General features: G+C 34.3%; 19 protein-coding genes. 9 read left to right on the top strand and 10 right to left on the bottom strand.

Annotated elements, in window-relative coordinates; all coding sequences use genetic code 11:
• Positions 1-18: 18 nt before the first annotated feature.
• From ATE84_RS01420 to ATE84_RS01375, 10 genes are all read right to left on the bottom strand, one after another.
• Positions 19-3618: an Ig-like domain-containing protein gene (locus tag ATE84_RS01420; RefSeq protein WP_101445192.1), complete on the bottom strand. Its 3600-nt coding sequence runs from the start codon at positions 3616-3618 to the stop codon at positions 19-21.
• A gap of 545 nt (positions 3619-4163) precedes the next feature.
• Positions 4164-5384: a sulfate reduction electron transfer complex DsrMKJOP subunit DsrP gene (gene dsrP / locus ATE84_RS01415; protein WP_101445191.1), complete on the bottom strand. Its 1221-nt coding sequence runs from the start codon at positions 5382-5384 to the stop codon at positions 4164-4166.
• Positions 5385-5510: 126 nt separating this feature from the next.
• On the bottom strand, positions 5511-6632 hold the full coding sequence (locus tag ATE84_RS01410; protein ID WP_101445189.1) for a 4Fe-4S dicluster domain-containing protein: 1122 nt from the start codon (positions 6630-6632) through the stop codon (positions 5511-5513).
• Positions 6633-6676: 44 nt separating this feature from the next.
• On the bottom strand, positions 6677-7303 hold the full coding sequence (locus ATE84_RS01405) for a cytochrome c3 family protein (protein ID WP_101445188.1): 627 nt from the start codon (positions 7301-7303) through the stop codon (positions 6677-6679).
• Positions 7296-7994 carry a nitrate reductase cytochrome c-type subunit gene (locus tag ATE84_RS01400; protein ID WP_101445186.1) on the bottom strand — a complete coding sequence of 233 codons (699 nt, stop codon included), beginning with the start codon at positions 7992-7994 and terminating at the stop codon, positions 7296-7298. Before ATE84_RS01400 ends, ATE84_RS01405 begins: the two co-directional genes overlap by 8 nt.
• Before the next feature lie 3 nt (positions 7995-7997).
• Positions 7998-10322, bottom strand: a complete 2325-nt coding sequence (locus tag ATE84_RS01395) for a molybdopterin-dependent oxidoreductase (protein ID WP_101445185.1) — start codon at positions 10320-10322, stop codon at positions 7998-8000.
• 4 nt (positions 10323-10326) lie between these two features.
• The gene (locus tag ATE84_RS01390) at positions 10327-10566 is read right to left on the bottom strand and encodes a hypothetical protein (RefSeq protein ID WP_101445183.1); all 240 of its coding nucleotides are present in this window, start codon (positions 10564-10566) and stop codon (positions 10327-10329) included.
• A 5-nt stretch (positions 10567-10571) separates the two neighbouring features.
• Entirely contained in the window at positions 10572-11834 is a 1263-nt protein-coding gene (locus tag ATE84_RS01385) for an alginate export family protein (RefSeq protein ID WP_101445182.1), read from the bottom strand.
• Between the two features lie 156 nt (positions 11835-11990).
• Positions 11991-12605, bottom strand: a complete 615-nt coding sequence (gene pdxH, locus ATE84_RS01380) for a pyridoxamine 5'-phosphate oxidase (RefSeq protein ID WP_101445180.1) — start codon at positions 12603-12605, stop codon at positions 11991-11993.
• A complete protein-coding gene (locus ATE84_RS01375; protein WP_101445179.1) occupies positions 12602-15001 on the bottom strand; it encodes a heavy metal translocating P-type ATPase metal-binding domain-containing protein in 2400 nt (799 codons plus the stop codon). The genes pdxH and ATE84_RS01375 overlap by 4 nt, the downstream gene beginning before the upstream one ends.
• Before the next feature lie 139 nt (positions 15002-15140).
• Between ATE84_RS01375 and ATE84_RS01370 the strand changes: the two genes are divergently transcribed.
• The 9 genes from ATE84_RS01370 (at position 15141) to ATE84_RS01330 (ending at position 23399) form a co-directional block, all read left to right on the top strand.
• Positions 15141-15989, top strand: coding sequence for a universal stress protein (locus ATE84_RS01370; RefSeq protein ID WP_101445177.1), 849 nt, complete (start codon positions 15141-15143; stop codon positions 15987-15989).
• 12 nt (positions 15990-16001) lie between these two features.
• Positions 16002-16853: a universal stress protein gene (locus ATE84_RS01365; protein ID WP_101445176.1), complete on the top strand. Its 852-nt coding sequence runs from the start codon at positions 16002-16004 to the stop codon at positions 16851-16853.
• A 20-nt stretch (positions 16854-16873) separates the two neighbouring features.
• Entirely contained in the window at positions 16874-17728 is an 855-nt protein-coding gene (locus ATE84_RS01360) for a universal stress protein (RefSeq protein ID WP_101445174.1), read from the top strand.
• A gap of 85 nt (positions 17729-17813) precedes the next feature.
• A complete protein-coding gene (locus ATE84_RS01355) occupies positions 17814-18662 on the top strand; it encodes a universal stress protein (RefSeq protein WP_101445173.1) in 849 nt (282 codons plus the stop codon).
• A 66-nt stretch (positions 18663-18728) separates the two neighbouring features.
• The gene (locus tag ATE84_RS01350; protein ID WP_101445171.1) at positions 18729-19580 is read left to right on the top strand and encodes a universal stress protein; all 852 of its coding nucleotides are present in this window, start codon (positions 18729-18731) and stop codon (positions 19578-19580) included.
• Between the two features lie 79 nt (positions 19581-19659).
• Positions 19660-20082, top strand: coding sequence for a hypothetical protein (locus tag ATE84_RS01345; RefSeq protein ID WP_101445170.1), 423 nt, complete (start codon positions 19660-19662; stop codon positions 20080-20082).
• Between the two features lie 35 nt (positions 20083-20117).
• On the top strand, positions 20118-20954 hold the full coding sequence (locus tag ATE84_RS01340; protein WP_101445168.1) for a restriction endonuclease: 837 nt from the start codon (positions 20118-20120) through the stop codon (positions 20952-20954).
• A gap of 11 nt (positions 20955-20965) precedes the next feature.
• Positions 20966-22336 carry an MBL fold metallo-hydrolase RNA specificity domain-containing protein gene (locus ATE84_RS01335; protein WP_101445167.1) on the top strand — a complete coding sequence of 457 codons (1371 nt, stop codon included), beginning with the start codon at positions 20966-20968 and terminating at the stop codon, positions 22334-22336.
• Positions 22337-22442: 106 nt separating this feature from the next.
• A complete protein-coding gene (locus ATE84_RS01330) occupies positions 22443-23399 on the top strand; it encodes a hypothetical protein (protein WP_101445165.1) in 957 nt (318 codons plus the stop codon).
• Positions 23400-23418: the final 19 nt, after the last annotated feature.

Below are 23418 nucleotides of genomic sequence, written 5' to 3'. Positions count from 1 at the left end.
TTTTTGTAATAAAACAGGTTAATAGTTAATGTATATCCAACCAGTTAAAGGAGCTACTTCGGTATTCCCGGTTTCGATAACATAATAATACGCTCCAGAGGGAAGTTTTCCATTTCCAAAAGTCGAACTCCCTTGGGAGATTCCGTTCCAGTCATTTTGATATTGTCTGGACTTAAAAACTGGGTTACCTGTTCTATTAAAAAGTTGAATTTGGTGATTAGGGAAGTTTTCTAACCCTTCAATTACCCATGTATCATTGATCCCATCTCCATTAGGAGAGAATCCTTTATTAAAAGTTAAAGTAGTTGAAGCTGGAGTTACATTCTGGGTGTTAATGCTAAAGTTTTCAGAATTTGTAGTATCTATCCCGGGGTTTCCTAAAGCATCGACGACTCCAGTATTATCTATAGTTATGATGTTGTTATCATCTTCGATATCATCATTTGGCGTATAGGTTGCTGTAAAAGTGATGTTACCATCGGTAGAACTTACGGTAGAGAGCGTTCCGTTTGGTACAGTTAGATTTGTATTATCAAAACCAGTTACAGGTTCAGAGAATGTGATGGTTACTGTTGCTGTTTCCTCTATTGTTAATTCATTATCACTAATTGTTATTGTCGAAGTAGGCGATGTGGTATCAATAACAAAATTTGTAGAGTCTGTTGTTCCAATACCCGCGTTACCAACATTGTTAGTAATTGCAGTATTATCCAATATAATGATGTTAGTATCATCTTCGATATCATCATTTGGCGTATAGGTTGCTGTAAAAGTGATGTTACCATCGGTAGAACTTACGGTAGAGAGCGTTCCGTTTGGTACAGTTAGATTTGTATTATCAAAACCAGTTACAGGTTCAGAGAATGTGATGATTACTGTAGCTGTTTCTCCTATGATTAATTCATTATCACTAATTGTTATTGTTGATATAGGTACTATAGTATTAATAACAAAATTTGTAGCGTCTGTTGTTCCAATACCTGCATTACCAATAGTATCAGTAACTCCTGTATTATCCAATGTAATGATGTTTGTTGGATCTTCAATACCTTCTGTTGGAGTAAAAATAGCGGTAAAAGTGATATTGCCATCAGAAGAACTCAATGTAGAGAGTGTTCCGTTTGGTATAGTAAGATCAGTAGTATCAAAATTGGTTACAGGTTCAGAGAATGTGATGGTTACTATAGCAGTTTCTGCTACGGTTAATTCATTATCACTAATTGTTATTGTTGAGGTAGGTGATGCTGTATCAATAACAAAATTTGTAGAGTCTGTTGTTCCAATACCCGCGTTACCACCATTATCAGTAACTCCTGTATTATCCAATGTAATGATGTTTGTTGCATCTTCTATATTGGTATTTGGCGTATAGGTTGCTGTAAAAGTAATATTCCCATCAGTAGAACTTACGGTAGAGAGCGTTCCGTTTGGTATAGTTAGATCTGCATTGTTAAAACCAGTTATAACTTCAGAAAAAGTAATTGTTACATTTGTAGTTTCACCTATAGAGAGTTCAGAATCATTTATAGCTATAGTCGCTGTTGGTAATGCCACGTCTTTATTTTTTGTGTCCATTACGGTGGCTCCGCTATTTCCTGCAGGATCTGTAAGAGAAGCTTCAAGAGTAATAGTTCCATCTCCTAAGCTACTTAGATCAATTCCAGTAATTTGATCGGCTGTAGTTGTAATTATTCCTGTTCCTGTTACCGAAGTACCACCTCCTGCACTGCTGAAAGTATAATCATAAGTTGCTCCTATTTCTGCTCCAGCAAAAGTAAAACTTACGGCATCATCATTACCCGCATTGACAGGACTTTGATCTATAGTTACTGTATACCCGGTAGGTGCATTTGTATCTAAGGTAACATCGTTGCCCGATATAGTGGGTGTTCCCGGATTATATGCTGGGTCTGAGAATTTTATATCATAGGATAATACTCCATCAGTTAAGGAACTTATATCTACAGTAACCGTTTGAGGATCGCTAAATATCATTGTTGCAGCTTTTGTAATGGTTGCTGTATTGCCATCGCCCGAGCTTGATATCGTGTAATCAATAAAAGAGTTTACCTCGACATTTTCTACAGTAAAACTTGCTGTAGCAGCCTCAGAAGCATTGATCAGTACATCATCCCAGGTTGCCAAATATCCTGTTGGTGGAGTTTGATCTAAGGTGGTCGAATTATCGATGACCACATCTCCTGCATTACCAGCAAGATCTGTGAGCGTTAAATTTGTAGTTAATACACCGTCAGACAATGTGCTTAGGTTTACACTAAAAAACTGTGGATCCGAAGTAATTAAAATACTATTGGTAATTGTAGCGGTATTACTATCTCCGGCACTTGATATTTCATAAGTAGCTGTAGTGCCGATTTCTCCTCCTCGAATTGCAAAATTAGCAGTTGTTGCTTGAACAGTATTAATTAAGAATCTATCCCATTCTACTGAATAACCAGAAGGGGCGGTCTTATCCAACGTAGCAGAATTATCTGAAACTGTAGGTCCTACATTACCAGCTGGATCAGTAATCGTTACTTCTATGGTTAAAACGCCATCCGGTATACTATTTAAAACTAAAGGAAAGTTTTGTGTATTACTTGTCATTGTAAAAGGAGTACTCGAAACTGGCGAACCAGGATCTCCTGAGCTGGTAATCGAAAATACCATCGTATTTCCTATTTCTACATCCCTAATAGTAAAAGAAGATGTGTAGCTGGCTTCTGTAGCGTTGATCAAAGTATCACTCCAGGATACAGAATACCCGCCAGGTACGATTTTATCCAGGGTAGCTGTACTAGAAACTGCCACTCCTATATTACCAGATGGATCTGTGAGGGTTACCCGATTGGTTAATACTCCATCTGGAAGCGAACTTACATCTACTGTAACAGTCTGTGGGATACTGCTTATGGCTACACTACTTGTTATGGTAGCCGTGTTGCCATCTCCCGAGCTGGTAATACGGTAGTTGACAACATCACCGATCTCACCACCAGTAATGGTAAAAGAAGTGGAGGGAGCTTCTGTAGCATTTATCTTAGTGTCATTCCAAGCTATGGTATATCCCGATGGTGCTGTATTATCTATTATTTGTTCAAAAACAAAATGGTCAAAACTAGCATCAAGACCAAAACGGGCTTCATTATCATCGATAACTACCGAAGTAACGTTGCCAAAATTTACATTAAGTGTAATTGTACGAGATTGACCATTATTAAGTGCTGTTGTACTCTGTGTAGCGACAGGAACGGTTCCCAGGTACCCTGTAAAATTCATTCCTACTGAATTTCCGAAAGCACCTCTTGTGAAAAATTCATTAAGTTTAAATGGTTTTCCATCTACTCGCGAAATTCGAATTTTTTGATTACGAAATAATAAAGGTGGGGAGAAATATCCAGAGTTTCCAAACCCTCCATCATTTATGTAGCGCGTCCCAAATTTTTGAACATCGTTTTGGAGATATTCAAATCTATATCCCGAGATTCCGCTAAGAAGAGGAGTTGTTATATCTTGGTTGTTTGAAAAACCCCGATCATCAAAAGTGATGGTAGTTTGTGCTAGACTTATAAAACTTATAAGTACGAATAATACTGTGGGAAGTATTTTTGTTTTCACGATTTTGTTTTTTAAAATGTTTACTTTTTTTATTTCGTATCTCTACTAGAGATATCTTTTTTTTATGGGATAGTTGAAGCAAATCTACTTTTTGATGATCTTTTATAAATAGACTGTTTATACTTGAATATACAGAAGGTTATACATGTTTTACTTTTTTAAAGAAAGCGGCAGTACAGTATGTCGAAACTACCGCTTTAATAAACAAGTATTATGGGGTAAAGAGGGGAGCTTAATCGATATTACATTTTAACACTGAAAATTTGCTTCTGATTATTCAAGACATGCAATCACTATTATGAAAATCTTCCTTAATAATAATTGTTTTTAGACGCTACTGTTTCCGAGAAACCTATAAAAAACTGATCAAAATACTTGGTTTTCATAATTTGAATTTTTTGAAATGAATCTTTGATTGAATTATTGGGCTAAATTATGAAAAGAAGCGATTGAAGCCTTAAAACAGAGGTGGACAAAAAAGTGGACAATTTTGTATCCCTTGTCAATAAAGGCTTCAGAAGAATTTTATGATTAAATGTATAAGGTTATCTATTCTTAAATCTTAAATTTCCTGTTTCAATTTTGATTGCAGTTTTGGCTAAAATTGTAAATATAAAGGCACCAAGAGCCCAAATACCCATAGTTACACCAATTTCTATACCCGTGGGAGTGTATTCTGAAATTTTTCCATAAGGTCCAGGAATAAAACCAGGAACGATCAAACCAAATCCTTTTTCTATCCAAATCGCTATAAAAAGAATAAAACAGCAGAAATATAACACCTTTAAGTTGTTACGTAATTTACCAAAAGTTAATAGTACTGTTGCTAATATATTTAACGGTATTGCAGTCCAGATCCATGGTAATAATGCTGTTTTACCATGTAAACCAAAGAATAAGTAATACGCACTTTCACTATGGTGTGTTGGCGCATAGAATTCTTTAAATAATTCTGAAACTAACATAATCAAGTTGATTTGTGCCGCAACAGTTACGATCATCCCGATTTTTTTGATCGTTTTATCTTCGATTTTGAAATTTGTAAAAGTTCTAATAATTGCTAATACTAGAATAATCAGAGCGGGTCCGGCAGCAAATGCAGATGCCAAAAATCGAGGCCCTAATAAAGCGTTATTCCAAAATGGTCTAGCTTGTAATCCTTGATATAAAAAAGCAGTTACCAGATGAATAGCTACTGCCCAAAAAACAGATAAAATTGCTCCAGGAACATAGATTTTTGGATTAGGCACTTTTCCCTGATAACGTCTAAACAAAATGTAAAAAGGGATTGAGATATTTAAAAATAAATATCCATTAAGGACAATAACATCCCAGGTTAGCATTGAAGCTGGAAAATTAAAAACTCCAATTCCCGGTATCATATGCCACAATACAGATGGTCCACCCATATCTGCAACAACAAAAGCTAAGCACATAATCAATGCTGCTACGGCTAATCCTTCACCAATAAGTACGGCTTGTTTAAAATCTATATCCTTTAAAACATACGTTGGCATCACTAGCATGACCGCAGCCGCAGCCACACCAACCAGAAACGTAAAATTAGAAATATATAATCCCCAACTAACTCTATCAGTCATTCCTGTAACACTAAGGCCGTGATCTAGTTGTACAGAATAGCAATACATTCCTACTAGCATAACAAAGGTCAAAAATGCCATCCATAAGTGATATTTTTTAGAACCTTGAGTGGTGGTATCCAGGCTATCTTTTACTAAACTGCGAAAAACTTTGAGTCGTCTCATGACTATATATTTTGTGCTTTATTTTTAATTCATTTTTTTGAGCGTGCCCTTCGGTCGGGCTATTCGTGCTACATGCCTGCCTATCGGCCAGGCAGGGTAGCTTACTGCTATCCCTCACGCGGTATATCAATCCATAAAATACCAGAACTTAGGCTCTGTCCCAAGATCTTCTTTTAACCTAAACACTTTTTTGTTTTCCAATACCCAGCGTATTGTACTTTCGGGATCTAATAAATTTCCAAAAATTCGAGCTCCTGTTGGGCAAGCTTCTACACAAGCAGGGTTTTTACCAGCCCGAGATCGTTGCACACAGAAAGTACATTTTTCCATTACTCCTTTTTTACGCATACGATTTCCCAGATAATGTTGATTTTTGTTAATCTCATTTTCAGGAACTTCGGGAGTACTCCAGTTAAATCGTCGTCCGTCATAAGGGCAGGCAGCCATACAATACCTACACCCAACGCACCAGTCATAATCTACAACGACCAATCCATCTTCTTCTCGCCAGGTGGCTTGTACCGGGCAAACCTCTACACATGGAGGGTTATCACAATGAAAACATTGTGTTCCCATATAAAAATGACCTTCTGCAGGGACTTCGTGGTAATAATTGTCATCGGCTTCATCAAACTTAAGACCTTTTCCATCTTTCATTTCATGAATTCGTATATATTCCATTTGCGAATTTCGATCCTGATTATTTTCTTCTACACAAGCACTTACACAATCCATGTAGCCTTGACATTTAGAGATATTAAAGGCATATCCAAAAAGCACATCTTTCTCAGCATTTTTAGACGACATATCAATATTTTGCCCTTTTCGTAGTTGATAGGAGCGTACTAATCGGTCAACTGTAGCCTTCTTTTCATCATTGGTCATTAATTTATAGTTGCCCTTAAACTGCTCTTCCCAATCGATTTGTGCTTTTTCTTTACTTTCTTCTCCAGAAGTCAGATTACAAGATGTACTTACAGCTCCGGCGCCAATTACCAAACTTGCGGTTAGTTTTCTAAAAGCAGTTCGACGATCCATTTGTACATCAAAAACTTGATCAAAACCATCTTTTTTGCGTTCATCACCAATAGCAGCATCTACTGCAGCATCAAATTCCTGATTAGTAATTTGATCTTTAGTATGAGAGCCGCATCCACCAGATGTTTTTCCGCAACCACAAGAACCTGTACTTTGTTTCTTTTTGCTATTTAGGTTTAGAGAAAACCATTTTTTAGTATTGTCGCTCATTGTTAAATTGTTAAGAGGTATTACATGAAAGTGTGATAGCTAAACTATTCTCGTTCTTTTACTTTTTGAGTATTATACCCGGCAGGCCACCTGGTTTCAAAACCTGGATTGTGCGGGTTATGGCAATTTACACAGGTCATTGATGCTCTGGGAGGAGCCCATCCTCCTAACTTTTTACCATGTGCACCACCTTTCCAATCTTTAAACTGTTTACTATGGCATTGACTACATAATGTATAACTCCTATTAAAATCAATGTCTGAACCTGTTAAACTAGTTAGGTTATCCATGTCATTTCCATTATGACAGGTAATGCAGTTCATAGTATTTAGATCCGCATGAGCCAGTTTAATATCCCAATGTGCTTTTTTTGAAGGATCTTCACTTTTTAATTTTTCTATTGGTTTGGTATGACATTCGGTACAGGCGTATGATTTGATTTCGCTTTTACGTTCAGGAATCAAAAATGTATGTTCTCCTTCTGTAATCTTTATTGTTTTAATACCCTCTAAATACTGTTCTGAAGAAATAGAAGTACCGTGATAATTTTTACTCTTGGCTTCTATTTTGTCAGTAATACTATGGTATTCGCCTTCCCCGTGTTTACATGAAAATAATATGACGGTAAGGAAAGTATACATCAGAATATGTATGTTATTATATCTATTCATTTTCAGTAATATTAGCTCTGGTGAAAACTTCAATATCAGTTACTTTTTTATCTCTAGGAACATGACATTGCCTACAATTTATACGCTCTGGATGAGATACTCTTATCTCTTTTGGAGCTGCAGGTCCGGCATGGCAAGACAAGCAATTTTCTCTCATCTGTATTTGATGCGGGATCATTGGTGGACTCCCGGGTAAAGCATTATTTATTCCAACTTTAGGAGCATGAGCTTTTGCAAAACCATTTTCTGTAAAGAGATTTTCGGTCTTTTGTACTACGTGGCATTGCCGGCAATTAACCATTTCTGGATGTGGTGTAACTGGTGCATAAGCATTGAATTTTTGCACAAATCCTCCGTTTTCATGGCATTGCAAACAGGTATTTGCTCCTAAACTCATTTCTTCCTTAACCGGATGTGGGATACTGGGGGGCGCTCCAGGATATGCTCTATTATCATAATAGGTGTCTAGTGATCTTTGATGTTCTTCATCAACGGGCATGTTTGCATATTCTAATGCCAGTCCAGAACGTTTGAATACTCCACTCTCTGATGGGATAGACGTTTCTGCTGAGTTTTCCTCAATAGGGATATAACTTTCTTCCAAACCTTCTTGATAACTATAATTCCAGATAGTGATAAAAGCTATGAACAACAATAAAAACAGTGATATGATTCCGAGTCTCTTTTTCATAACCTATGCTTTTTCTACTTTAACAGCACATTTTTTATAATCAGGTTCTTTAGAAATTGGACAAAAAGCATCCAAAGTAACGTCATTAATTAGCATGTTTTCATCAAAGAAGGGTACAAAAACCTGGCCTTTGGTGGGTAACCCTCTTTTGTTTATCGATGCGGGTAATACACATGAACCTCTACGTGATGTTACTTTTATATTTTCGCCATCTCTAATTCCTAATGCTGTCGCATCTTCTGGGTGAAACTCTACATAGGCACTTGGCATCGCTTTGTGTAATACAGGTATCCTACGTGTCATAGAACCTGTATGCCAATGCTCGATAACTCTTCCGGTATTGAGCCAAAAAGGATATTCCTTATCAGGGAATTCTGCAGCCGGTTCATATGGTCGTTGCCAGATTATTGCTTTTCCGTCTGGTTTTCCATAAAAATGAAAATTTTCACCATTAGAACAAGCAGGGTCATATTTTGAATTGAAACGCCATTGTGTAGATTTTCCATTTACATATGGCCATATTACACCAGATTCTTTTTTTAGAACTTCTAAAGGAGCCATTCCGTGTTTTGCTCCTTCGTGAAACTGCCGGTATTCATTATAAATTTCTTCAACATGATTTTCTTCACTATACGGAAATAAATCACCATACCCCATTCGCTTTGCAACTTCAACGGTCATCCATGCATCTGGAGTTGTTTCTCCCGGACCATCTACCATTTTATCCCAATGTTGTGTTCTTCGTTCAGAGTTTCCATACAATCCACCTTTTTCTATATGCCATGATGCTGGTAAAATTACATCTGCTACATCAGATGTAGGTGTAGGAAAAACATCAGAGACTACAACAAAACAAGAGTCTTTTTCCATAGCTGGGCGATACCTACTTGTTTTTGGCATTGAAACCAAAGGATTGGTAACTTGTGTCCAAATAAATTTAATATCCCCACGATCAACTGCTCTAAACATTTCTGTAGCATGATACGTTGGTTTAGAAGGGATACGCTCATAGGGTACTTTCCATATTTTTGCTGCTAAGCGTCTATGTTTTTCATTCATCACGACTCCTTTAGGCAACTTGTGAGTAAAAGTACCTACTTCTCTTGCAGTACCGCAAGCAGATGGTTGCCCTGTCAATGAAAATGGTCCATTTCCTGGCTGTGAAATTTTTCCGGTAAGTAAATGAATATTGTAAACTAAGTTATTTATCCAGGTTCCTCTCGTATGTTGGTTCATTCCCATACACCAATAAGAAACTACCTTTTTATTTGGATCTCCGTATATAGCGGCTAAATACTTAATATCTTTTACAGATACTTTTGAGTACTTAGCTACTTTTTCTGGAGTATAATCGCTTAAGAATTTTTTATAGGCTTCAAAATCTATTTTTTGTGGCTTGTCTTTAAATTTGTATTTATCTTCCAGGCCATATCCCATATTGGTTAATCCTTTGCTAAAGTTGCAATGTTTTTCTACAAAAGAGTTGTTTACCCATCCATTATTAATAATTTCATAACAAATTGCATTGGCAACGGCTAAGTCGGTTTGAGGTTCAAACAATATAGACCTGTCAGAAGCAGTACTAGAACGTGTTGTTCGGGTGGCAAAATCAATAATTTTGGCACCTCTTCTATTTTTTTGTTCGAGCATTCTGGAGAATAGCACCGGATGCATTTCTGCCATATTATTACCCCAAGTAACAAAATAGTCTGCATGGTCGATATCTTCATAACAGCCCATAGGTTCATCAGCACCAAAAGTGGTCAAAAAACCTGCTACTGCACTTGCCATACATAATCGAGCATTACAATCTAGATTATTTGTTCCGATTGCTCCTTTCATTAGTTTTGAAGCAACATATCCTTCAGGAATTGTAGATTGACCAGAAGTATACATGGCTACACTATCTTTACCATGCTTTTTAATCGTTTCCTTCATTTTGTTGGCAACAATATCCAAAGCTTCATTGATTGGTGTCTTAACGTACTGACCGTTTTTCTTTACCAACGCATGAGTGAGTCTATCTTTTGATTGAATACACATGATTTGGTGGTATCCCTTTACACAAAGTAATCCCTTATTGACATCACTCTTAGGGTCTCCTTTTACTGCTACAGCTTTTCCGTTCTCTGTTCCTACGAGCACTCCACATCCTACACCACAAAATCGACATGGAGCTTTTTTCCAATCGATATCACCACTTGGCAATCCTTTTTCCTGTTCGTCTGCAAATAATATTCCGGGAAACATAGTTGCTGCGGCAGTCATCGCAGACAACATCGCCATTTTTTTTATGAATTTTCTTCTATTGGTGAGAGAGGTATACATAATACTAGTTGTTTTGTGGTGTATTAAATCCAGAAACCATAGCCAATAATTTTAGGCTTTCTATCGTGTCTAGTTTTTCTTTTAGAATAGCTTCTTCAGTTTCATTTTCGGTTTCTGTAATTAAGATGAGCACATCTTTATTATCGGCAGGCATGACTTCACATTGCTCTATTGAAGATAGTGCATTGATGAGTTCATTTTTTTCTCCTTTTTGTGGATGGGCTAAGTAGCTCTTAATAGGCATATTTTTTATTTATCGGTTGTAAATAAAGTGGGTTTAATCGTAACCATGATCCATCCCCAATTATTGGTATTTCCATCAAAATTGTTTTTTAATATTTCCATTCCATCTGAAGCAAAGAGATGAGAATATCCAGCTTTGATGTTTATGTTTTTCTGAAAATCATATGAATATACGAAATCTATTTCTGTTCCCAATTGTTTGGATTCATCTCCTGGTAAATCTGCGGCAGCCATAAAATTGTGAGCAGCTAAGTTTAAAGCAGATTTTTGATTGAATTTTATATTCGTTTTTAGATATAGGTCAATCAATCCTACATTTCCGATGTGATTACCCACATAGAAATAATCCATTAGCCCGTTAAATTTATGGTTAGTACCATAAAAAGGAGTAAAAGCTTCATTATCTCCATTGGCAGGAGCTCCATTTTCATTACCACTTTGCAGTTCTCCACCTAGTAGTATTTTCCATTGTTCAGTTAATTTATAATCTGCTTCTAGGCCTAATAGATATGCACTTAGATCATTATCACCTAAATCATTTCCAAATTGATAATAAAGATTAGATGTAAGGCCAAATTTTCCTTTTGAGTATTTCAGGTGAGTTCCTACAGTTTGGCTATATCGGGTTTCATCATTATCAGAATTGGCAGGATCTGTAAACTGTAATCCATTATTAAGAAAAAGGAGGCTTCCCGAAAAACTCTCCCAGTCTTTATGTAACCAGGCATATTGAATACTTTTATATGTATTAGGTGTTGTAAGTGTTGTTTCTGTTAGGGACTCTTCTCCTTGGTTAAATGCAAAACCTAAGTCAAGCTTAAAACTATCTTTATTGTATCTTATAAGGGCAGCATCGTGGCTTCGTGCTTGTTGTGCCCAACCTACATTACCAAAAATACGATGATCGTCGTATACAATTTCTTGACGACCTAGTTTTACTGAAATATTAGGAGTAAAAAGAATTTCTCCCCAAGCTTGGTGAACACTAAAACCATTTTTATCTACCGAATTGAGTTGAGGCACATCTCCCCATACTCTTACATCTTGTAAGCTTAAATAAAAATTTAATTTTTCCATTTTGTAACCAGCATTTAATCGTGTACGCTGGGATACAAAAGCTGCGGGGTCTGCATCGTCTGGGAACAATGTTTTAAATCCATGTCTGTACTCGAATCGAGGTCGTACTTCTGCATCGATTTTTAATTGGGCATTGATGTTTGTGAAAAATAATGCGAATAATACTGCGGTACTGAGTTTAATGAGTTTCATAAGAGGTATAATATGAATTAATGACTACAAATGTTAACTTATTAAATAATGTATAATATGATATTTATCATTTATAGGACTTAATAGTCTTCTATTGTTCTAGGTGATTCACTATGTCTTTGAAAATGAATAATATAAAATCAGATTGCAAAAAAACTATATTTGCGCTAATGTAATTTTAGTAGATAGAGACCAATTATAATTTGGTTGTAGTTTATATTTTGTGATATGATCGAACCCTTCCCTTACCTGATGTTCTATAAACTCAAATCCATTAGGCTTAATCAAATACCCTCCCCAATGTTCTGGTTTTGGGATGACTTGATTTTTGAATTTGATTTCATACTGCTGTAGTTGATTTTCTAGCACTTTACGTGAGGCAACTACTTCACTTTGATCAGAAGCCCATGCGCCCAATTTGCTCCCTTCGGGCCGTGATTCAAAATAACCTTCTGATAAGTTTTTGGCAATTTTTACTGCTGTTCCAGTGATTAAGACTTCCTTTTTTGCTGCTGCCCAATTAAAGGCAATAGAGATTTTATTGTTTTGCGCTATGGCCTTTCCTTTCTCACTGTTGTAATTTGTAAAAAAGATAAAACCCTCCCAGGTGAAGCGTTTTAATAATACAATTCTACTTTTGGGAAAACCATCTACCCCGATGGTGGAGAGTAACATTGCATTAGCTTCATCCTCGGGATGAGCTTTATCTACCTCATGAAACCATTGTTGAAAATGTTGGATTGGATTATGATCCTCAGAAGAGTTTATCATTGTTTTGATTTTAATTTTCTTCCAGACCAGTTTGTCAGTACAGTAACGTATGCAACAATAGAGATAGAACTTAATGGCATTAGTATTGCAGCTATCACAGGAGAAAGTTGACCAGTAACAGCAAAATATAGCCCTATAATATTATATAAAAATGATAGGGCAAAACTCGATTTTATGATCGTAATCGCTTTTTTTGATACATCGAGATAAGAAGATATGGAATCAAATTTTGAAGCATCAAGAATCGCATCACATGCAGGAGAAAAGACATTCACATTTTCTGAAACAGCTATACCTACATCACTTTGTGCCAAAGCCCCAGCATCGTTTAATCCATCACCAACCATGATGACGTTTTGATTATGCTGTTGTAGTGATTTGATATAGTTTAACTTATCGTCTGGTTTTTGGTCAAAAAGCAATGAAGTGTTTTCTGGGAGTAGTTTTTTTAAATATTCTTTTTCACCTTCATTATCTCCTGATAAAATAGCGAGTTGATAGTTTTTAGATAATTGATCAAATACTTTTTTAACTCCTTTTCTATATTGGTTATGAAAAACATAACGACCTTTATATTGTTTATTTGTACTAATGTGAACTGAAGTATTTGTGATTTCAGAATTGATATCATTTCCTACAAAATTTGCAGACCCTATTTTGATAGTATCTTCTTCGAGTTTACCTTCAATTCCTTTTCCTATATGTTCATGATATTCGTCTAGAGTTAGAATATCATGTTCTGCTAATATATCATAGAGTGTTCTGCTAAGTGGATGATTTGATGCTCGTAATGTGTTTTTAAGCAAAGATTCTTCTTCAGGTGTTAGTTCCATTCCTTCGTAAGTCACTTTGTTGGTTATGGTAGTTGTTATGGTGCCAGTTTTATCAAAAATCATGGTGTCTACCAGAGCTAATCGTTCTATAACATCTGCGTTTTTGAGATAGAATTTGGTTTTTCCGAAGATGCGAAGAATGTTACCCAAGGCGAAAGGTCGTGCTAATGCCAATGCACAGGGACAGGCAATAATAAGTACTGCAGTGAATACCTGTGCTGCTTTTGAAGGGTCAACAAATAGCCAAAAAGAAGTAGCAAGTATAGCGATGCATAAGATTGTAATGGTGAAATATTTACTTATCGTATCGGTAAGATTAGTAAATGAAGCAGTTTTATCTTTATTAAACACATCATTGCTCCATAATTGTGTAAGGTAACTTTGTTCTACAGATTTTAAAACTTCAATTTCTATAGCTCCATAAAGTTGTCTGCCTCCAGCAAAAAGAGTATCACCCGATTGTTTGGTAACCGATTCACTTTCGCCAGTTACAAAACTATAATCAATTTGTGCATCACCTTCAATAAGAATGGCATCTACAGGAATCAATTCACCGTTTCTGATTAATAGTCGATCTCCTTTTTCAATATCGTAAACTTGTATATTCTCTTCCTTTCTTTTTTTGTTTTGTTTTGTTGTAGCAATTCTTGTTACTGCGATCGGGAAATAAGATTTATAATCTCTCTCGAAGGATAAAAAAGAATAGGTTTTTTGTTGGAAGAATTTTCCTAGCAATAGAAAAAATACCAGCCCGGTGAGACTATCAAAAAAACCGGTTCCCCAATCAAAAATAATCTCTGTAGTACTTCGTAGAAAAAGAACCAAAATTCCTAAAGCGATTGGAATATCAATATTTAGTATTTTTGATCGCAACCCTTTATAAGCAGAAATGAAATAATCTTGTGCAGCATAAAATACAACGGGCAGTGAAAAAGCAAACATTAACCAGCGGAAAATGTTTTTATATTGTTCTAACCAGTACTCCGATACTTCAAAATATTCTGGAAATGATAAGAACATTACATTTCCAAAAGCAAAACCAGAGATACCAAGTTTGTAAATTAAGCTTCGGTTGATTTGTGTTTTCCCTGAGGTGTAGTCATCCAGACTGATATAGGGTTCATACCCTATAGAATTAAGTAAACTGACTAATGTTTTAAGGGAAATACCATCACTGTTGAATGTTATACGAACTGTTTTTTTAGGGAAATTAACTTGTGATGCTGTAATAGCAGGCTGAAGTTTATGTAAATTTTCTAATATCCAAATACAAGAGCTACAATGCATGTGTGGAATATACAGTGTAATGATTTGGGTGTTACCATCATTAAATTCTATTAATTTTTCAGCAATAGCAGGAGTATCGAGATAATCGTATTTTCCTTGAATTTCTTCAGGAATGGCACCAGGAGCAGATTGTAAGTCATAATAACAGGATAAATCATGAGTCGAAAAAATTTCAAATACAGTTTTGCACCCATTACAGCAGAATGTTTTTTGATCAAATTTGATTACTGTCTTATTGCAATCATCTCCGCAATGAAAACAAGTATGCTCTGACATAGAATTTATTTGTTACAAATATGAAAAAGTATGCGTTTATATAATATGACAAATATCATGATTCTTCAACTGACAAAAATCATAGTTTCTGTGTCTGTAATTACCTAATTTTGAATCTAACATATCAAAAAAGCAAGCGATGAGAAAAATATTGATTCCTACAGATTTTTCAGAAAATGCCATGAATGCTTTACGATATGCTGTTGAACTTTTTAAATATGAGCGTTGTGATTTTTTTCTTCTACATGCTTATGCAGATGAGGTATATGATCACGACACTGTGGTATCCCGCGAAGTTTTTAATGAGCTAAAACAAAAAGTACATAAAAACTCTGATGTGGTCCTAGAGAAGATGCTTTCAGAAATAAAAAATATTTCACCTAACCCCCGACATGAGTTTAAATTACTATCAATGTTCGGAAGTCTGATTGATGAAGCTAATGATCTGGTAGATAAAGAAAACTTAGATATTCTAATTATGGGTACAAGAGGAGAAACTGATGACCGAAAACTTACTTTTGGGAGTAATACCTTGCAAGTGCTTAAATATGTAAAATGCCCTTTATTAGTAATTCCGAGTGGTTGTAGTTATAGTCCACCAAAAAACATTTTGTTTCCAACGGATTATCAATTACCATTTAAACGAAGAGAGTTAAAGTTATTAAGTACACTCACCAAAAGTTTTAGATCGGTGATTAATTTTTTATATATATCTGATTTTGATAAACTTTCTATAAGACAGGAAGATAATAAACACTTTTTAAAACAATCATTACCTACAGCAGAATTAATATTTCATCAAAAGGCATCAGAAGACCTTACAGATGGTATTAATCAATTTATAAAGAGTAATGAAATAGATTTTTTGGTAATGATAAATTCTAGACGTTCTTATTTAGAAAGCCTATTACACCAATCTACAATTGATAAAATAGGATTACATATTAAGATTCCTTTTTTAGCGATGCAGAATTTACAACGATATTAAAATTATATAATGATGAAACGAATTTTATTACCCACTGATTTTTCTGATAACGCATTTAATGCGATCAAATATGCATTGAATCTATTTAGAGATGAAGAAGCCACTTTTTATTTGCTTAATACCTTTACGCCAGTATCATACCATACAGGGTATCTTATAGAGAATCCTGCACCGTATGGAATGGAAGATATTGCAATGATCAATTCTAAACGGGATGTAGAACAAACAGAAGAAAAAATAAAGGAAGAATTTGATAATCCAAAACATAGTTTTGTTAGATTATCAACTTTTAATACTCTTATTGGTGAGATTAAAGAAGTTGTCGAAAAATATAATATTGACCTTATCGTAATGGGAACCAAAGGAGCTACAGGAGCCAAAGAAGTTTTTATTGGTACGCATACTATGTATACGATAAAAAAAGTGAATTGCCCCGTTATTGCAGTCCCTTCTGGTTTTACATTTGAAGAACCTAAGGATGTTTTATTTCCAACAGATTATAACCTTAGTGTGGATAATAAATATTTACCTTTTGTAAAAGAAATTTGCGATAAGTATATATGCAGGCTCAATATCTTAAATGCATATTATGGGGTTGCCTTAGATAGTGAACAACAAAAGACAAAGGAAAGGCTGGATGAATATTTTAAAGATAATGCCCATATTTTTCATATTGCAGAAGGAATGGATGTTTTGGACGCGGTAGAAGATTTTCAGAAAAAGTATACTATCAATTTGTTGGTTATGATTCATAACAAGCATTCTTTTTTTGAAAACCTTTTATTTAAACCCGTAATTAATCAGATTGCATACCACACCAATATTCCTTTTTTGGTAATTCCTTCTGAAAAAAAAATGCAGTGAGACATAATAAACTTTAATAGATGAAACGAATTTTGATCCCTACAGATTTTTCTGATAATGCATGGAATACTATATTGTATGCTATAGAGCTATATAGAAATGTTCCTTGTGAGTTTCATTTGTTAAACACCTATGATCTTGAACCAGTACAACTTATAAATGTTGTGAGCTCTCAAAGAATTGGCCATCTTTATGAAGCAGTTAAGATAGAATCTGAGCAAGGTTTAAAAATGACAATAGAGGATATCCATAACTCTAAACCTGGTGTGGATCATACTTTTAAAATGATTAGTAAGAAAGGGGCTTTGGTTGATAATATAAACAAGCTTTCAAAAAACAATCCTTTTAATATGATCATTATTGGCACTAAAGGAGCAACTGGAAGCAAAAACATTTTTTTAGGGAGTAATACACAAAAAGTAGTTAAGAATATATCATATTGTCCGATTCTTGTTATTCCTGATGATTCATATTTTAAAGAAATTTCAGCAATAGCTTTTGCAACAGATTTTGAGAGAATGTACCATAAGGCAGAAGTAACTCCTATATTGGAGTTTGCTAAAAATTACAATGCGACTATTAGGATGATTCATATATATGATGAGCCGGGATTAGGCCCTTTACAACACTATAATTCTAGTACATTAGAACACTATTTTAAACGAGTAAAATATGATTTTCATGTCATGTCTGATTTCTCAACTGTAGAGAATGCTATTCAGGAATTTATTGAAGAGTTAGAGATCGATATTCTGGTAATGATTAATTATGAACATAGTTTTATAGAAAGAATAATAAAAGAACCTATTATCAAGAAAATGACATTTCATACTACAATTCCTTTTTTAGTAATTCCGGCTGATACTGCAATTTGAGAGTTTGTGCAGACATGAGATTTGTCATAGTATTCTTAGTATTATAAAGCTAGTTTTATGATGTAATTTGTAAAACTGAAAAGCGATGAAAAGAATACTCGTTCCCACAGATTTTTCTAATAATGCCTATAGTGCTCTTTTTTATGCCACTCGGCTATTTCAAGATCAAGAATGCCATTTCTGTATATTAAACACTTTTGATGTAGACACTCCAGTTTTAACTAGCAGAATGAATACAGCAAAAGGAGATTCATTATATCAGCAATTAAGTAATGAATCCCAGGAAAAACTTACAGAGACACTTCACTCAATAGTTAGGGATACAGAGGATCTTAATCATACATTTGAGACGATATCTGTTTCCAAAAAACTTACAGACACTATTAATAAAACCATAAAGAGTAAAAAAATAGATCTTGTAGTTATGGGGACTAAAGGAGCTAGTGGTGCCAAAGAAGTTCTTATAGGAAGTAATACAGTTAAGGTTATTAAAAAAATTAAAGATTGTACAATACTGGCAGTGCCAGATGAATTTGATTTTAAAAAACCCATAGAAATTGGCTTTGCAACAGATTTTAAATGTCTATATACTATAGAATCTTTAAAACCTCTTCTAGAAATTGTTACCGTGTTTTCTTCAAACATCAGGGTAATGCACATTCATGAAGAAGAAAAATTAGACGAAATACAAGAGCATAACCTTAAGAGTCTTAAAGAAAATCTTAAAGGCCATAATTATTGTATACATTGGATTCCTCGATTTACTCAAAAAGCAAAACTCATCAATGAATTTATTGATGAAATGAATATTGATATGCTTTGTATGTCACAATATAAACATAGCCTAATGGAAAGTATTGTGCATGAACCAGTAATTAAAAAAATTGGTTTTCATCTTTCGGTACCTTTCTTAGTCATTCCTGAGCCAAGCTGATAATTATCATAGTTTTTGCAAGGCTATATCTATAAATTTATAGGACTAATCTAAAGACCTAAAGTGATGAAAAAAAAGATTTTATTGCCCACGGATTTTTCAAAAAATGCGTGGAATGCTATACTATATGCTATAGAGCTATATAAGAATGAAACATGTGATTTTTACGTTCTTAATGTGTTTAATGCGACGGGTTATGCATTAGAAAGTATGATGATTCCCGAACCTGGAGAACGAATTTACGAAGAAGCTAAGGAGAAATCAGAAAACGGATTAAATAAGATCAAAGAAAGATTGAGTTTTAGAGATGATAACCCTGATCATAAATTTTTTATGATATCACAATTCAATAATGTATTGAGTGCTATTAAAGATACTGTAGAGAAAAAGGATATAGAAATGATCGTTATGGGAACAAAGGGGGCGACTAATGCTGGAGATCTGATTTATGGTAGTAATACTGTTTTGGTGATGGAAAAAGTAAGAAATTGCCCTGTTATGGCTATCCCAGAAGGTGCTGATTATAAGGAGCCAAAAGAAATTGTATTTCCAACAGATTATAAAATTCAAATTAAACGCAGAGAGCTCCAATATCTAACTGAAATTGCAAAGATCACCAATGCAGAAATAAAAATTCTTCATGTTACTAATGATGATAACTTGGACGAAGAACAAGAAAACAACAAGAAATTGCTCGTAGAATACCTAGATGGTATAAAATATACTTTTCATACTTTACACAATATAGATGTAAAAGGAGGGCTGAGCAGTTTTGTAGAAAGTAGAGAGAGTGATATGATTACTTTTATCAATAGAAAACACAGTTTTTTTGGAAGTATATTTTCAAAACCAATGGTGAAAAACTTAGGACATCATTCTAAAGTACCTGTGTTGGCTTTGCATGATATAGCAAATTAAATAAGTAAATATGTATTCAACAAGCAGTTTACACCTTATAACAACTTGTTAATACTCTTTAACCATAAAATGTAAACAGATGAAACATATAGGAATTTGGATAGATAAAGAGAAAGCTCATATCATTTCTGTCAAAGAAGATAGTGAGGATATGAATACGATACCATCAGAAATTGAAAATTTTCGTATTCATGGTGGTTCAGGTACACGACTTAAAGGAGGACCACAGGATGTGGTTCAGGATAGTAAATATCTGGAGCGTGAGAAACATCAGTTTAAGGCGTATTTCAAGAAGATAGCTTCTCTTTTAAAAGATGCAGATAGTATCGTGATTTACGGGCCTGCAGAAACGGGAGAAAAATTCAATAAAGAATTAGCGACAAATTATAAAGATATAAGTAAAAAGGTAAAAGATGTGCTCAAAGCAGATAGTATGACCGATAATCAAACCAAAGCTTTGGTAAGATCATACTTTAAAAAAGATCAGCAGCGTATTCACTAAGGTATTTAGTTGTGTTTCATATTTAAATATTTTTAATGCAAAACCAGAATCTTGATGTTATAAAATCTTCTGGAGAAAAAGTTAAATTTTCACTCCATAAACTTCGCAATTCGTTAAAGCGGAGTGGCGCGGATGATAAAGCAGTAGAATATATTTTGGGAATTGTTAGAGACGAATTATACCAGGGTATTTCTACCAGAGAAATTTATAATCGAGCTTTTGCATTACTTAAGAAGAAAAAATCTGTTTTTGCTTCGAAGTATAAATTGAAAAAAGCGATTTATGAATTGGGACCAACTGGTTTTCCTTTCGAACGTTTTGTTGCGTCAATATTACAATATTCTGGATATCATGTAGAAATAGGGCAAGTCATTCAAGGCATGTGTGTATCCCATGAAGTCGATGTAGTAGCTAGAAAAAATAGCGATTATTTGGTTATAGAATGTAAATTTCATAGCGAAGAAGGGCGTAATTGTAATGTAAAAGTTCCTTTATATATCCATTCTAGATTTAGAGATATTGAAACACATCATGAAAATAATGGAGAAATGATTCCTAATCATGGTTGGGTAGTAACCAATACTCGTTTTACAAAAGACGCAATTCAATATGGTAAATGTGCAGGATTATATTTACTAAGTTGGGATTATCCCAAAGATAATAGCCTTAAAGATAGAGTTGATCGTCTTGGATTATATCCAATAACGGTTTCTACATTTTTAACAAATCGGGAAAAGCAATTTCTATTAAGTAGAGATGTTGTTTTAGTTAAACAATTGATAGAACAGATTTTTTTTCTGGATCATTTAGGCATTTCTGAACAGCGAAAACAAAATATTATAAATGAAATCAAAATGCTGTGTACAACATAAAATAGAATCGTATGCCATCAATTAAAATTCACTTTTTGGGAGCTGCGGGCACTGTTACTGGATCCAAGTTTTATCTTGAAACTCCTCAGAAAAACATATTGATTGATTGTGGGATGTTTCAAGGGATTAAAGAACTGCGTGAATTAAATTGGCAAGATTTACCTATCGATGCTTCGGCAGTTGATGTTGTGCTCCTTACTCATGGGCATTTGGATCATACAGGTTACTTGCCTCGTTTGATTAAACAAGGGTTTAAAGGCGATATTATAGCTACGGCACCTACTTTGGCAATTACAGAAATTATTTTACGAGATAGTGCAAAGATTCATGAAGAGGAGGCAGAAAGAGCTAATAAAGAAGGATATTCTAAGCATCATCCCGCATTACCTTTTTATACTAAAAATGATGCCGAAAAAACAATTGGATATTTTAAAAGAGAGGAGAAAGATATCTGGATTTCGTTATCTCAGGATATCCAATTTAGGTTTAGGTATAATGGTCATATAATAGGGTCTACTTTTATAGAGTTAAATCTTTATGGAAAAATATTGGTGTTTTCTGGAGACTTGGGAAGAACAAATGATGTATTGCTTCATGCCCCAGAAAAACCAGAATGGGCAGATTTTCTTTTTGTAGAAAGTACGTATGGTAATAAGTTACACCCCAATGAAGATGTTGAAGAAAAACTTATCACTTTGATTAATGATACCTTGTATAATAAAGGCGTATTAATCATTCCTTCTTTTGCTGTAGAAAGACTGCAAGCTTTAATGTATATTCTTTGGAAATTATATCAAAAAAACCAAATCCCAAACCTTCCGGTTTATGTAGATAGCCCAATGGGAAACAATGTGCTTTCGGTGTTTGAAAGCTTTCCTGATTGGCATAAAGTACCCATGAATGATTATTACGCTATCTGTAATCATATTAATATAGTGATGTCATATAAAGAAACATGGGAAGTGGTTGATAATCCTCGTCCTAAGATTGTAATTGCAGGTAGCGGAATGGTTACGGGAGGTAGAGTACTTACATATTTACAACAGCTTGTAGATAATGATAACACTTCTGTAGTGCTTGTAGGTTTTCAGGCAGAAGGAACACGAGGTAGGCAGTTGCAGGAAGGAGCTCATGAGATCAAACTATTTGGCAAGTATTATCCTGTAAATGCAAAGATTTATGGGATAGAAAGCCTATCGGCCCATGCAGATCAGCAAGAATTGTTAGGTTGGATGAGTGAGATTAAAAATATTCCGGAAAAAGTGTTTCTGATTCATGGTGAAGCAACTGCTGCAGATGTATTGAGAGTAAAAATACAAGACACTTATCAATGGAAAGTTCATACTCCTAAACTATATGAAACCATAGAAATTTTGGTTTGATTTTTTATGATAAATGAAACCAGTAAAAGAAATGAAAGAATTCAAAATAACAACTTGATTAGGTTTTCTTTTTATCAGAAAACTTAGTTCTTCTTAAGCTACTGATATGAAAGAAATAATAACATACGGTTCTTATGCTCCAAGTAGTCATAATGCTCAAATGTGGATTGTTGAGATGCCAGAGAATGAAAAGATTAAAGTGTATCCTAATTACGATAGAACATTACCATTTGTTGATCCAAATAATAGAGAAACATGGATTTCGATAGGAGCGTTTATTGAAAACTGCGTGTTATCGGCACAAGATTTAGGGTATAGTTCGATTGTAACGATTAATGATGATGAAATAACTCTTGATTTTCAACAAGACCATAACTTGATAAAAACAAAGCGAAATATTGAATTAATAAAGAAACGTTTAACAATTAGGAAACCATATTTAGAAAAAAAAATAGATGATGCAACAATAACAAAACTAACCAATATATCAGATAGTATCTTGTACTTTCCATCGGAAAGTAAAGAAACCAAAAAGATTATTGATTGTTCTTTAGATGCGTATAGTTTCCAGATGAAAGATACAGATAAGCTTAGAGAATTAGCAAAATGGATGACTTTTTCTTATAAAGAAGAAAAACAGAGAAAAGATGGGATAACACCCGAAGCAATAGAAATAAAAGGAATTAAACGTTTTCTATTCAATCTTTTTATTTCAAAAAAATCAGTCACAGGCAAAGCATTTATAAAAAGTTCTATTAAGAGTGCAAAAGAACAATTAAATTCTTGTTCAGGATATATCTTGATCACATCTGATTCTTATAGTAAAATCGAATTAATACAAGCAGGAAGATTATTAGAACAAGTTTGGTTGGAATGTATACATAATGAAATTGCAGTTCATCCAATGAGTCAAGTACTAGAAGAAAAAGAATATTATGATTTATTAAAGACATCATTAAAGATAGACAGAGAAATACAAATGCTACTACGGATAGGAAAAGTAAAAGAATACTCAGAAAGGAGACGAAAAAGATTAGATATTAAAGATATAATTAGAGAGTAAAAACTAATAATCACAAAAC

It is taken from the genome of Aquimarina sp. MAR_2010_214 (genome assembly GCF_002846555.1).
GTDB lineage: Bacteria > Bacteroidota > Bacteroidia > Flavobacteriales > Flavobacteriaceae > Aquimarina.
Note: the sequence above shows the minus strand (reverse complement) of the source record. Positions and strands in the feature narration are given on the sequence as shown.